This is a genomic window from Erythrobacter sp. K21-9, assembly GCF_055808355.1.
The window spans coordinates 1,816,495-1,829,718 of sequence record NZ_CM147866.1 but is presented as its reverse complement, the minus strand read 5'-3'; the positions used below and the strand labels follow the sequence as shown (position 1 = coordinate 1,829,718).

Genomic DNA, 13,224 nt, shown 5'->3' with positions numbered 1-13,224 from the left:
GGTCAGATCAGGCGGTCAGGTGACAACCCAGACCGGACGCGAATACTGGATGGTTCCGCCGGGCAGATCGATCGGAAGAAAATCAGTCATCGTGTATGTAAACGTGATGTCGATCTCCGTTGCACCGCTCACGCGACTTGCGCCGCTGCGGTCCACGGTGATGTTCAGCTTATCCGTATCGAGCAGATACGGCGCATTCACAGCCTCACCCAGCAGAACGGTACGGATCTGTTCATCCGTCAATGCATTTTCCTTTTGGTATTCCACCATGACATACCGCGCTCCGTCAGAGGCGAGCGATTGCACAGCATTATAGTTCTGCAGGTAGACGCCCACTTGCAGTACGCCAAACAGCAATAGGAAGAAAATCGGCGCAAGCTGCGCGAATTCGACGGCGGCGGCGCCCTTGTCGTCGCGGTCAATGGTGCGCAACGAAGCGCGTCGGATGGTCCGTAGTTTTTGGATCATCAGATTTGCACCGAGCGATCGACAGAGAAGGTGATGGCCTTACCGACGCCGAATGCGGTCCAGGTCGGAGTGTATGTATCGGTGAGCGACACCGTGAAATATTCGGACACGGTAGCGCTGCTTGGGCAGTTGCCTTTGTCCTTGATCTTGCCGTTGGACAGATCGCAGCGATATTCCTGACCCACAGTCAGGCTGTCGGCGGCCACTCCAACGGAATTCTCAAGGATGGCCTCAATCTCGGAAACCTCGACCGTCACGCCGCGATTGGTGGCAATAATGATGATCTCGGCCTCATTCGCAGCCGACTGCAATTCGTGCTGCCGCGCTACGATCGTGCCCACTTCGAACGTTCCGAGTGTCATGACGATCAGCATCGGAGCAACAAACGCGGTTTCGATAGCCATCGACCCCCGATTGTCGGCGATCAGTTTTTGGACGAGCTGTTTCATGATCACGCCACCAGCCTTACGTCAGCGGTCGTGTTACCGACTTCCGTTACATCTTCGATAGGGCAGAGAGTTTCGAGATACGCCCCGCCGCGAATATCGATGGTGTAAGCCGAATTCTGCAAGCATTGTGCAGCAACATCAGCAGTACCATTCACGCGCATATCGCCATCCGGGAGATAGATCAGGCCTTCGATAAGCGAGTTCTGGTTGCCGTTGAACATATGCGTTTGCTGGGAATTATTATCGCGATGCTCGAACACGAGGATATCGGACAGTTCATCAGCCTGAGACGCGTATGGTGTACCCGCGAAATCGGCTGCGTCCATCGGCGTGAGGTTGAGAGAGTTCCCGTTTCTGGAACCACCCAGCTTGATGTTTGCGCCGTTCTTCAGAACAAACATCACCCCGTTACCAGTCACGTCGTAATTGCCTGTGAGGTCAAGCGCGCCGCCGTCGATCACGTAGATGCCGCTGCTCAACACCTTGCGACATTTCACGCTCAGGCTCGAATATGTACCCGGCAGCAAAGAAGCTTGTTTATTCTTGCCTTTTCCCGTGCACTTGTATTCACGGTCCGTATCATTTGTCGGCGGTACCAAATCTTCGTATGCGTCGAACAGACCTCGGACGCCTTCGGCGACCACGTCTTCATTGTTCTCTGCATCGACAGTACCGCAAGCCGCGATTGAGTCGGTGTCGACCGTAGCATTGGAATCGATGACAATCGCGTCTTGTCCGTTTTCGGAGCATGACAACGCGGCCAGACCGCATTTTGCGTTGACTGTCGAATTACCGCCGATGGCAGTTCCGGTGCCATCTTCCCGCAGGGAGATCAGGCAAGCGTTGTATTGGCCGCCAGACATGAAGCTGGCCTGTGCGGTTGCACGAACTGTCGCAGCCGAACCGCCGGTCAGGAAGCTGCTGAAAGGCAGCTCCTTCGAAGCTGTAGAAGTCACGAGCACGCTGTTGTCAGTGCCGCCGGCATAATCGGCGAGGGTGATTTGCGGGGAGGTATCGAAACCCGCAACTTTCGCGACATTGGCATAGTATTCCTGCTGGGCGCGGTTTTGATAGGTGCTCTCGATGTCGGGATTGGCCCGTGCGTAGGCACCGGCATAGGCCGCCTGATCGACAGCGTGCTGAAGCTCGCGCTTCCACATGTACCATTGTGCGGTATCGACCGCGAAACCGGCCCCGCCGATCAGGACCGGAAGGCCCGTGGCCACCATGATCAAAGCATTACCGCTGCGGTTTTCGCGCAGCTTGGTAACGAAATTGCGGATCTTGCCCTTACGAAACCTCATAAAATCAATGCAATCCTGGTTGCATCGAACCGCAGTAGCGCAGCTGTGGTATTCACTCTGTTGAGCCTCATGGTTACCCGGAAGTTAACGTGCATTTTAATGGCCGCTGGCCGGGGAAACCGCTGCCCGTTCTTGACAGGACGGCGCGAATGAGTGCCTGAGCAGCAGCGTGATGCAGGAAACTGACGACAAATTGTCGCCCGAGCTGGAACTGGCGCTGGCCTATACGCCAGCGGAAATGCGCGCCGCTATGGGCACACTCTTCGCTTTCGACCAGCGGCTCGCGCGGATCGTGTCCGCCACGTCCGAACCTATGCTCGGGCAGATGCGGCTTGCGTGGTGGCGCGACATGTTGGGAAGTCCGGTTGCAGAGCGTCCGACAGGCGATGCCGTGCTCTATGCCATAGGAGAGCACTGGCGCGGCCGCGAGACCTGTCTGGTCGATGTTGTCGATGGGTGGGAGGTGCTGATCGTCGCAGATGAGCTCGGCACTGGCCAATTGCTCGATTTCGCGCGCGGCAGGGGCGGGGCGTTTTTGTCTCTGGTGCCCGACCTGTGCGAGACCGATAAAGAGCGCGCCCAAGCGGCGGGCATTCACTGGGCGCTGGCGGACGCGGCATCGCGTGTTACCGCTGACGAAGAGCGCGCGCTCATCGTCGACACCGCGCTCAGCCATTCCGGCGCCGGAGGCAGGCTGCCGCGCAATTTGCGCGGTCTTGCCGTGCTCGATGCGTTGGCGATCCGCGCTCTCAAGCGTGGCGGACGCCCGCTGATGGAAGGCAGAGGCGCTTCTCTGGCCGCTCTGAAAGCGGGTATCCTTGGTACCTAATTACGTGTAATCGCGTAATATTCGTAAAAGGGAGGGGCTTGGTGCGCCAGACGATACTCGGTGTATTTCTTGGGCTGATATTTGCAGGCGTGGGCGTATTCTGGTGGCAGGGCACTGCTAGGGTCGAGGCAAACGCGCCTCCGCCTCCCGAACCTGAGGTGCTCGCTCCGCCGCCGGAATTACTGCCGATCACCGATCCGGGCGAAATGGAAGGCCCAACGCCTCCCGAAGCGAGCGAGCTGACGCGCGAGGAAAAGCGTTTTTTCCGGTATGATCGCAACCGCGACCGCAAGATCACGCGCAACGAGATGCTTTCGAGCCGCTCGGACGGGTTTCGCAAGCTCGACGTCGATGGCAACAACTTGCTGACCTTCGAGGAATGGGCGGTGACCACAGTCACGCGGTTCGGCGAGATGGATGCGGATGGGAATGCCGAATTGTCACAGGCAGAATTTGCCACCAGCGCGCCCGAGCCGAAGCCCAAACGGCCAAGCTGCCGCTGCTGAAATCAGGCGGGGACAGCCTCACCCGTCTCTGCAAGCCAGGTTGTCAGATCGCCCTTGGCGCGCGAGGTGTAGGCTTCCTTGCGCTCTTTCTTCTTCACCTCGTGAAGCGGCGGGAACAGGCCGAAATTGACGTTCATGGGCTGGAACGTGGCAGCCTCCGCATCGCCCGTGATATGGCTGAGCAGAGCGCCTAGCGCAGTCGTCGCGGGCAGGGGGCTCCAATCGCGACCAGCCAGTTCGCCTGCAGTCATCATCCCTGCGACCATCCCGATAGCGGCGCTCTCGACATAGCCTTCGCAGCCGGTGACCTGCCCGGCAAATCGGATATGGGGCGCGGCCTTGAGGCGAAGCTGGCGGTCAAGCACTTGCGGCGAATTGAGGAAGGTGTTGCGATGCAGGCCGCCAAGCCGGGCGAATTCGGCGTTTTCCAGGCCCGGGATCGTGCGGAACAGCTCAACCTGCGCGCCGTATTTCATCTTGGTCTGGAACCCGACCATGTTCCACAGCGCGCCGAGCTTGTTGTCCTGCCGCAGCTGCACCACGGCATAGGGCCAGCGACCCTGCGGATGTTCTTCATTCGTGTCGTAGGGATTATCCAGCCCGACGCCCTTCATCGGGCCATAGCGCAAGGTTTCGACCCCGCGCGAGGCCATCACCTCGATCGGCATGCAGCCATCGAAATAGGGCGTGTCCTTCTCCCACTCCTTGAAATCGGACTTTTCAGAGTCGATCAAGCCTTGATGGAATTCGAGATACTGCTCCTTCGTCATTGGGCAGTTGATGTAATCGCCATCCTCGTTCGAGGCTTCGGTCCGCTTGTTCCAGCGCGATTGCACCCAGCATTTCGACATGTCGATGCTGTCGCGGTGCACGATGGGGGCGATGGCATCGAAGAAGGCGAGCCGTTCCTCACCGGTTGCGCCGACAATGCTCTGTGCCAGCGATTGTGCGGTCAATGGACCGGTCGCAACGATGGTCAGGCCGTCGCCCGGCAGCGTATCGATACGCTCGCGCACAACAGTGACATTCGGATGCTCGGCCAGAGTTCGCTCTACTTCGGCGCTGAAGACATCGCGGTCCACCGCCATTGCGCTTCCCGCCGGAACGCGCGCAACCTCGCCGGCGCGCATGACGATACTGTCCAGCTCGCGCATCTCGTGGTGCAGCAGGCCGACCGCGTTCTTGGTATCGTCATCCGAGCGGAAACTGTTCGAACAGACCAGCTCAGCCAGCCCATCGGTCTGGTGCGCGGGCGTCATCTCTCCGCTCCCGCGCATCTCCGACAGGCGCACTTTCACACCGCGCCGCGCCAGCTGCCAAGCGGCTTCCGACCCTGCGAGCCCGCCGCCGATAATGTGAACGTCGTGGGTAGTTTTGCTGTTGCTCATGGAGCGCGAGGTAATTGCGTGGTAGCCGGAGGGCAAGACCTGCATTTGGAAGGGGGACGGGCGATGCCCAAGCGCGCACTGATTGAACACCGTCCGTGGCTGCTCGCCAGCGTGGTGGCCTCGTGCGCGAATTACTTCTTGTGGAACAACCCGATAGGCGAACTTTGGCTGTTTCTTCTCAAGGGCGCAGGGGTCGGATTGCTGGCGGTTTACGCCTTTCAGCGCACGCGCGGCCTCGATGGCGGAATTCTTGTGCTGGTGCTCGCTTTGTCGGCAGCGGCGGACACCGTGCTGGAGCTTTCATTCGAAGCGGGCGGGGCGCTGTTCTTTGCCTCGCACCTGGTCGCGATCGCGCTCTACATGAGGAATCGGCGGCAAGTCACGAGCCCAAGCCAGCGGATGCTCGCGCTGGTCCTTTTGTTTGGCGTGCCGGGCGTATCGTATGTGCTGAGCAATGATCCTGTGATTGCAGGCTATGCCGGCGGCCTAGGCGCGATGGCGGCCGCTGCGTGGACGAGCCGGTTTCCGCGCTACCGCGTCGGGCTTGGCGCGGTCCTCTTCGTCGCGAGCGACTGGCTGATTTTCAGCCGAATGGGCCCGGTCGATCTTGGCGTCCTGCCTGACGTGCTGGTCTGGCCGCTCTATTATGCGGGCCAGCTGATGATCGCGACCGGCGTTGTGCAGACATTGCGCGGCGAGCACCCCGCTAGATAGCAGCGGAGGAGGGGCGGTTTAGCCGCCCGGCTCACCGTCAATGTTCTTGTCCGAATGCGCAGTTGTATCCGGAGAGGTCTCATCGCCGCCGCCGCGCCGCTCGACCATTTCTTCGGCAATCAATTCTTCGGCCTCGTTTTCGGGCTCCTCGGTTTCGTCGATCTTGACCGCACTGACGATGGTTTCGCCTTTGCCGACATCGAAAAGGCGCACGCCTGCGCTGTTGCGTCCGATCACTCGCAGGCTTTCAAGGCCGATGCGGATCAGCTTCGCCTGATCGGTCACCAGCATCAGCTGCTCCCCGGTAGTCACTGGGAAGCTTGCAACGACAGGACCATTGCGCGCGATATTGTCGATATTGATCAGGCCTTGGCCTCCGCGTCCGATCCGCCGATATTCGTAGGCGCTCGACACCTTGCCATAGCCGTTGGAACAGACGGTGAGGATGAACTGTTCCTTTTCCTTGAGCGTTTCGTAGCGCTCTTCGGTCAGGTCCGGCTCGCCTTCTTTCTCGCCCTTCCACGGTGCGAATTTGAGGTATTGCTCGCGTTCCTCGGGCGTGGTGCCGGTCGCGCCGAGCGTGGAAAGTGAGACAACCTCGTCGCCCTCGGCCAGTTTCATGCCGCGAACGCCGGTGGAAGTGCGGGAAGTAAATTCGCGCACGTCCTCGGCTGCAAAGCGGATCGCCTTGCCCTGACGCGACGCAAGCAGGACGTCGTCGCCCGCCGCGACAAGCCGGACGCCGATCAGCTGGTCGTCGCTGTCCTCATCGAATTTCATCGCGAACTTGCCGTTCGAAGGGATGTTCGTGAAAGCATCCATCGAGTTGCGGCGCGTACTGCCCTTGGCCGTTGCAAACACCACCGACAGCGCGCCCCACTCGCTCTCGTCTTCGGGAAGCGGAAGGACGGTGCGGATCGTCTCGCCATCGTCAAGCGCTGGCAGCATGTTAATGATAGGCCGCCCGCGTGTTGTCGGACCGCCTTCGGGCAGTTTCCAGACCTTGATCCGGTACACCTTGCCTGCAGTCGAGAAGAACAGCACCGGATTGTGCGTCGACGTGACGAACATCTCGGAAATCGCGTCGGCATCCTTCGTCGACATGCCTGCGCGGCCTTTGCCGCCGCGGTTTTGCGCGCGGAAGGTCGAGAGCGGCGTGCGTTTGATGTAGCCATCAAGCGTAACCGTCACGACCATATCGTCGCGCTCGATCAGGTCTTCGTCGTCCAGCCCATCCCATGCGGGTGCGATCTCCGAGACACGCGGGGTCGCGTAGGTCGCCTTGATCTCCTCAAGCTCCTCGCGCATCAGTCCGTAAAGCTTCGCCCGGTCGGCGAGGATCGAGAGCAGTTCCTCGATCTGGATCGCAAGCTCTTTCAGTTCATCGCCGATCTCGTCGCGGCCCAGTGCCGTCAGGCGGTGCAGGCGCAGTTCGAGGATCGCCTTCACCTGCCGCTCGGACAGAGTATAGGTTCCGCCCGCTTCCTCGGCATTGGGCTCGATCGCTTCGACGAGGCGGATATATTGCGCGATATTGCCGATTGGCCATTGTTTGGCGAGCAATTTGCTCCGCGCTTCGGCGGGATTGGACGCACCGCGGATCATGGCGACCACTTCGTCGAGGTTCGACACTGCAACAACGAGACCGAGCAACAGGTGAGCCCGCTCGCGCGCCTTGTTCAGCTCGAACTTGGTGCGCCGTGTGATGACCTCTTCGCGGAAAGCGATGAAGCTCTGTATGATGTCGCGCAGTGAGAGCGTTTCGGGGCGTCCGCCGCGAATGGCGAGCATGTTCGCCGGAAAGCTCGACTGCGCCGGAGTGTAGCGCCAGATCTGGTTGAGCACGACTTCGGGTGAAGCATCGCGCTTCAGGTCGACGACAACGCGCACGCCTTCGCGTGAGCTTTCGTCGCGGATGTCTGAAATGCCCTCGATGCGCTTTTCCTTTGCTGCATCGGCGATCTTTTCGACGAGGCCGGACTTGCCGACCTGGAACGGGATCGAGGTGAGGACGATGGACTGTCGGTCTCCGCGCTTTTCCTCGATTTCGTGGCGGCAGCGCATCAGGATCGAACCGCGCCCGGTAGTGTAGGCGGCTTTCGCGCCGCTCGAGCCGAGGATCAGCGGCGCTGTCGGGAAATCGGGTCCGGGAATGATCTCGAACAATTGCTCGGTCGTGATCGTCGGGTCTTCGATATAGGCGAGACAGCCGTCGATAACTTCGCCAAGATTGTGCGGCGGCACGTTGGTCGCCATGCCGACCGCAATTCCGCCCGCGCCATTGACGAGAAGGTTCGGGAAGCGCGCCGGAAGGACCGTCGGCTCCTGCGTGCTGCCATCGTAGTTGTCGGCGAAATCGACGGTATCCTTGTCGAGATCATCGAGCAGCGTGTTGGCCACCCGTGCAAGCCGGGCCTCGGTATAGCGCATCGAGGCGGGAGGGTCGGGATCCATCGACCCGAAATTCCCCTGGCCATCGATCAGCGGCACGCGCAGCGACCAATCTTGCGTCATCCGGGCCAGCGCGTCGTAAATAGCGCTGTCGCCGTGCGGGTGATAATTACCCATCACGTCGCCGACGATCTTGGCGCTCTTGCGATAGGGCCGGCCAGCGACGAAGCCGCCTTCCTGGCTGGCATAGAGGATCCGCCGGTGCACCGGTTTCAGCCCGTCACGCACATCGGGAAGTGCGCGCGCCACGATCACGCTCATGGCGTAATCGAGGTAGCTGGTCTTCATCTCATCGACGATATCGATGCGTTCGTAATCGCCTATTGGCGATGCGGGAGGGTTCTCGATAGTGTCGTTATCGTCGCTCAAGGTGAGGGCCGTTTCTGATTGTTATCTTGATATGCGGTCAATGTAGGGTTTCGCATACCAAACCGCCATGCGTGAGCGAGAACATGTGCGGAACAAATAGCCCTTTTTCCACACTTGCCGCGCAAATATGCCGGCTTGACCTGACAGGGGGAACGTGGGCCGTTTGAATTCGTATTCATTATGCCATTCAAAGGCCGTTCAGCCCGGTTCACCTACCCAGAATTGCAAATCTGGGCGCAGAGGTTCAAAGCGCATCAGGCATTAATCCGACCGCGAACCGCAAACGAAGCAGGCGCGGCGTATAACACCCGCAGGAGATACCCCGAATGACACTTTTCAATATGCGCAAGCGTACCTCGAATCTCGCCTTGGCTGTGGCCATGGCGACGGGTTCGGCAATTGTCGCCACCGCCGTCTTCCCAACCGAAGCGCACGCACAGCGCAAGAAGAAGAAAGACAAGGAAGATGAGGGCGGGGGCTACTCCGATGCGTTCGTCGCTGCCTATCAGCCCGTCAATGAAGGGTTGCAGGCAGAGGGCGCCGATGTCGCCGCTTACAAGCCGCAGCTTGAAGCGCTTGCGCCGCTTGCCACAACCGCTGACGAAAAGATTGCCGCAGGCGGTCTGATCTTCAATTCGGGCATCAAGCTGAGCGATCGTCCGCTTCAACTGATGGGCATGGAGATGATGCTGGCGAGCGGCAAGGTGCCGATCGAGGAGGTGGGCCGCTACAACTTCATCGCGTATCAGCTTTCCAACGCGATGCAGGATTACCCCAAAGCGCGTAAGTACCTGCAGGCCGCGATCAACACGAACTTCTCGACGCCGGACATCTCGGCTGCCGACTTGCAGATCGCGATGGCGGAAAGCTATTTCTCAGGAAACGAATTCGTCGAAGGGCTCAGCTTCCTCGAGCAGGCGATCAAATCGCGCAAGGCTCAAGGGCAACCCGTCGAAGAGCAGTGGTACCGCCGCGGCCTTACGGTCGCCTACAACAACGAGATCGTTCCGCAGGTTTACGATTTCACGACGCTCTGGATCGGAGACTTTCCTTCAGCCACCAACTGGCGTGATGCGATCAACCTCACGCGCAACCTGAATTCATTTGAAGGGTCGCAGATGCTCGATCTGCTGCGCCTGTCCCGCACCGTCGATGCGCTGCAGGACAAGCAGGACTACATCTATTACGTAGAAGCTGCCGACCCGCGCCGCCTTCCGAAAGAGGTCAAGGACGTGATCGACCAGGCATATGCCCGCGACGCGGTGAGCCGGGACGACATCTTCGTGGCTGACGCTCTGACAACAGCGAATGGCCGGATCGCGAGTGACCGGGCCGATCTGCCTGCTCTCGAAACCGATGCCAGCAAGGCAGGCGCCCAGCTGCGTACCGTCGTTGCAGCTGCGGGGGCGTTCTACAGCTACGGCGAATATGAAAAGGCGGCACGCTTCTATGAAAAGGCGCTTACGATGCCTGGCGTCGATACTGGCGAAGCGTTGACCCGCCTTGGCATGGCGCAGATCGCGCTTGGCCAATATGACGCGGCGCGCGAAACGCTCGCGAAAGTCGAAGGGTCGCGCGCTCCGATCGCGCAGCTCTGGACCGCATACGCCGATGAAAAGAGCGCTCCGGCAACGAACACCGCCAGCCTTGGCGAGCTGATGGGCGCGACAAACTGATCGCTGAACATATCTCAACGAAAAGGCGCCGGGAGCAATTCCGGCGCCTTTTTTGTCTATCGGGCTCGTGATGGGCCCGCTGCCAGATCAATGCAGGCGTTTGACGTACACCTGGTTGTCATCGCGGCGCTCGAGCTTGAAATTCTCAAGTGAACCAAACAGTTCCGACAAGCTGTTAAAACCGTAATTGCGCACATCGAAACTTGAGCGGTTCCCGGCAATCTGCCCGACCTGCTGCAGTTTCGCAAAACCCGCATCGTCGCGCTTTGCCTCTCGGTAAGCGGCAAGGACCAGCTCGTTCAGGTCGACCATATCAACCTTTGAGCCGCGCTTGCCCTTTGGCTTGCCGTTGTCGTCGGAAGTGGTGGCAATGAGCTCGTCGATGTAGAGAAACCGAGTGCAGACCGCCTGAAATGCCGGCGGCGTTTTCTTTTCGCCAAAACCGTAGACCAGGATCCCATCTTGCCGCAGCCGCGTAACCAGCGGCGTGAAATCGCTGTCGGAGGTCATTATCCCGAAACCATCGACCTTGCCCTGATACAGTAAGTCGATCGCGTCGATCGTCATCGCCATGTCGGTCGCGTTCTTGCCCTTCGAGACATCGAATTGCTGCTGAGGGCGAATGCCGAACTTGTTGGTGATCTTGTCCCAGCGAGACAGGTTATCCTTCGCAAAATTGCCATAGGCGCGGCGGATGTTCACCTGCCCCAGTTCGGCCATGACGGTGAGAACCGGATCGATCCCTTGCGGCGAGGTGTTGTCTGCATCGATCAGCAGGGCGATATTCTTGAGTTCGGTTGTCGACATCGGGCCTCTATGGAGAGCGGGCGAGGGCGGGGCAAGCCGCCGATCCACATCATTCTATGACTTCGAATTCGCCGCTTTGCTCGTTGAGGGAATAGAGCTTGCCTTCGGAGATCGAGAAGTGTGCGCCGCGTAGCTTGAGATGTCCTGTTCGCTCCTTGTCGGTCACCCACGGAAAAGTGCGCAGGTTCTCAAGACTCTGGCGCACCGCAGCGAACTCCATCGCAAGCTCTGCGTCCCTGCCTTCGCTGCCATGCTCTGCAACGACCGGCAATCGCGCCTTGTCCAGCAGCTTGATCCAGCCAGCGATAAAGCCGCCATCGCCCGGACGTGTATCAGCAAGGCTTTGGCTGAGTGCCGCCTGGCACCCGCCGCACCGCCCGTGTCCCATGACCACGATCTGTTTCACCTCGAGCATTTGCACCGCGAACTCGACCGCTGCCGAGACACCGTGCTTGCCCGGCGTAGTCTCGAATGGCGGGACGAGTGCGGCGACATTGCGAACAACGAAAATCTCGCCCGGATCAACGTCGAAAATCTGCGCTGGATCGACGCGGCTGTCGCTGCATCCAATCACCATCAATTTGGGGTGCTGTCCTTCGGCGATAGTCTGTTCGAAACGCTCGCGCTGACGCGGATAGACATCCTTGCGAAAACGGCGATAGCCTTTCAGAAGTTCGGCAAATTCGGGCATCTGGTTCTCCCCCTCGGGTCGGTGAGCGCGCTTGATGCTAGAATCGCTCTCCCCGGATTACCTCAACGTCCCACATGCTGAGGATGAAGCCGTATTTGGTAAGCATGGGAGCGAGATCTTCGGCAAGGGCCATTGCCCTGTCTTCCGCAGCTATTGTCAGCACGAACACCTTGTCCGTTCCCATAACGCGCTCTTCACGCCAAGGTCCCTCGCGCCCCTTGCCGCTGGTGACCGGCACGATGGTCCAGCCTGTGATGCCAGCCTTGTCGATTGCATTGGTCACGCGCTTTTGAAGCTGCGTGTCGGTGAGGATTTCAATCCGCTTGCGAATGACTGTTTCGATCATGGCGCGATCCCTCCGCTGCCTGTCAGGTAAACGGCGAATGCGCTGATAACGCCGATATTGATGAGTACGTTAAAGGGGAAAGTGATGCTGAGCGACATCGTGAGGTAAATTCCCGGATCAGCCTCGGGCAGGGCGAGGCGCATCGCTGCGGGTACTGCGATATAGCTGGCACTGGCGCACAGGACACCGAGTGCAGCGGCAGAGCCTGCATCGAGGCCGATGCCCACGCCGAGCGCCGTTCCCACCGCTCCATTCACCAGCGGAAGAAAGATCGCAATCGCCGTCAAGCGCCAGGTTATCGAGCGCGAATCCATGACCCTGCGTGCAGCGATCAGGCCCATGTCGAGGAGGAAGATGCACAACACGCCCTTGAACCCGGCCTCGAAGAATGGGCTGACAGGTTCGAAACCTTCCGCTCCGCCGATCATACCGATCGCAAATGCACCAAGCAGCAGGACAATCGAGGAATTGGTGAACACCTCATGGAACATCTCGCCCGTGCTCTGCCCGCCTTCATCCGAGCTGCCCAGACCGCGCGCCAGCAATAGGCCGGACAGGATGGCGGGTGCTTCCATCGCGGCCATGACCGCGACCATGTAACCGCCCGGTTCGCGCGCCTGTCCGGTAAGGATTTCCACCGCTGTTACGAATGTAACGACGCTGATCGAGCCGTAATGCGCCGCGACCGCGCCGGAATTGATGCGGTCCAGCTTCCCGAAGGTCTTGAGCACAGCGTAAGCGAAGAAAGGCAGGAGGAACCCTGCCGCAATTCCGGCCCCCAAAGCGGAAAGTACAGTCGCGTCGATGCCCGATTTGGCAACTGCCACGCCGCCTTTGATGCCGATGGCCGCCATGAGGTAAAGCGACATCGCCTTGGCAATTGCTTCCGGAATGGCGAGATCGGAACGGACAAAGGCCGCGAGCAGCCCGAGGACGAAAAACAGAACAACCGGCGAAGTGAAGGTCTGGATCGCAGTTTCGAACAAGGCTGTCCCCTCTCAGCAAGCCCGGCGTGGTTGGTGCTCGGATACGACCGCGTCCAGGCGCCGCCTATAAACGAGGCTTCCCGTGTCCCGTCAACATTTACAGGTATTTCCGGAATTCATTTTACGTTCAAACAAGAGGGCGCTTTTGTATCCTGTTGAAAAGGGGAGCTTTCCATGCATTATCGGTCGCTTGCAGTTTTGGGTCTGGTCAGTGCCGCGCTTTCGGGATGCGCGCAAAAA

General features: G+C 59.6%; 13 protein-coding genes. 4 read left to right on the top strand and 9 right to left on the bottom strand.

The genetic code is table 11. The annotated features are described in order from the left end of the window. Nucleotides 1–15: 15 nt before the first annotated feature. From AC0L39_RS09255 to AC0L39_RS09245, 3 genes are read right to left on the bottom strand one after another with little or no spacing between them, the layout of a single operon-like run. A complete protein-coding gene (locus AC0L39_RS09255) occupies nucleotides 16–432 on the bottom strand; it encodes a TadE/TadG family type IV pilus assembly protein (RefSeq protein ID WP_473257334.1) in 417 nt (138 codons plus the stop codon). A 35-nt stretch (nucleotides 433–467) separates the two neighbouring features. Then, nucleotides 468–917 carry a TadE/TadG family type IV pilus assembly protein gene (locus AC0L39_RS09250; protein ID WP_473257332.1) on the bottom strand — a complete coding sequence of 150 codons (450 nt, stop codon included), beginning with the start codon at nucleotides 915–917 and terminating at the stop codon, nucleotides 468–470. 2 nt (nucleotides 918–919) lie between these two features. Continuing rightward, the gene (locus AC0L39_RS09245) at nucleotides 920–2,221 is read right to left on the bottom strand and encodes a TadE/TadG family type IV pilus assembly protein (RefSeq protein WP_473257329.1); all 1,302 of its coding nucleotides are present in this window, start codon (nucleotides 2,219–2,221) and stop codon (nucleotides 920–922) included. A gap of 172 nt (nucleotides 2,222–2,393) precedes the next feature. On the opposite strand from AC0L39_RS09245, the gene AC0L39_RS09240 reads away from it, so the two are divergent. Further along, on the top strand, nucleotides 2,394–3,050 hold the full coding sequence (locus tag AC0L39_RS09240; protein WP_473257327.1) for a squalene/phytoene synthase family protein: 657 nt from the start codon (nucleotides 2,394–2,396) through the stop codon (nucleotides 3,048–3,050). A gap of 41 nt (nucleotides 3,051–3,091) precedes the next feature. Then, nucleotides 3,092–3,556 (top strand): EF-hand domain-containing protein, encoded by a 465-nt coding sequence (locus AC0L39_RS09235; protein ID WP_473257325.1) that lies wholly within the window; start codon nucleotides 3,092–3,094, stop codon nucleotides 3,554–3,556. Between the two features lie 2 nt (nucleotides 3,557–3,558). On the opposite strand, the gene trmFO is transcribed toward AC0L39_RS09235, so the two are convergent. After that, on the bottom strand, nucleotides 3,559–4,944 hold the full coding sequence (gene trmFO / locus AC0L39_RS09230) for a methylenetetrahydrofolate--tRNA-(uracil(54)-C(5))-methyltransferase (FADH(2)-oxidizing) TrmFO (protein WP_473257323.1): 1,386 nt from the start codon (nucleotides 4,942–4,944) through the stop codon (nucleotides 3,559–3,561). A 63-nt stretch (nucleotides 4,945–5,007) separates the two neighbouring features. Between trmFO and AC0L39_RS09225 the strand changes: the two genes are divergently transcribed. Next, nucleotides 5,008–5,658, top strand: coding sequence for a lysoplasmalogenase family protein (locus AC0L39_RS09225; RefSeq protein ID WP_473257322.1), 651 nt, complete (start codon nucleotides 5,008–5,010; stop codon nucleotides 5,656–5,658). An 18-nt stretch (nucleotides 5,659–5,676) separates the two neighbouring features. On the opposite strand, the gene gyrA is transcribed toward AC0L39_RS09225, so the two are convergent. Next, nucleotides 5,677–8,478, bottom strand: a complete 2,802-nt coding sequence (gyrA, locus tag AC0L39_RS09220) for a DNA gyrase subunit A (RefSeq protein ID WP_473257320.1) — start codon at nucleotides 8,476–8,478, stop codon at nucleotides 5,677–5,679. Between the two features lie 326 nt (nucleotides 8,479–8,804). Between gyrA and AC0L39_RS09215 the strand changes: the two genes are divergently transcribed. Continuing rightward, nucleotides 8,805–10,154: a tetratricopeptide repeat protein gene (locus AC0L39_RS09215; protein WP_473257319.1), complete on the top strand. Its 1,350-nt coding sequence runs from the start codon at nucleotides 8,805–8,807 to the stop codon at nucleotides 10,152–10,154. 87 nt (nucleotides 10,155–10,241) lie between these two features. Here the strand turns inward: AC0L39_RS09215 and AC0L39_RS09210 are convergent, their stop codons facing one another. From AC0L39_RS09210 to AC0L39_RS09195, 4 genes are read right to left on the bottom strand one after another with little or no spacing between them, the layout of a single operon-like run. Beyond that, complete coding sequence (locus AC0L39_RS09210; protein WP_473257317.1) at nucleotides 10,242–10,961, bottom strand: NYN domain-containing protein; 720 nt, start codon at nucleotides 10,959–10,961, stop codon at nucleotides 10,242–10,244. Between the two features lie 49 nt (nucleotides 10,962–11,010). Further along, nucleotides 11,011–11,652, bottom strand: a complete 642-nt coding sequence (locus AC0L39_RS09205; protein ID WP_473257315.1) for a carbonic anhydrase — start codon at nucleotides 11,650–11,652, stop codon at nucleotides 11,011–11,013. A 37-nt stretch (nucleotides 11,653–11,689) separates the two neighbouring features. Further along, nucleotides 11,690–11,998, bottom strand: coding sequence for a P-II family nitrogen regulator (locus tag AC0L39_RS09200; RefSeq protein WP_473257313.1), 309 nt, complete (start codon nucleotides 11,996–11,998; stop codon nucleotides 11,690–11,692). Beyond that, complete coding sequence (locus AC0L39_RS09195) at nucleotides 11,995–12,984, bottom strand: sodium-dependent bicarbonate transport family permease (RefSeq protein ID WP_473257311.1); 990 nt, start codon at nucleotides 12,982–12,984, stop codon at nucleotides 11,995–11,997. The genes AC0L39_RS09200 and AC0L39_RS09195 overlap by 4 nt, the downstream gene beginning before the upstream one ends. Nucleotides 12,985–13,224 lie beyond the last annotated feature (240 nt).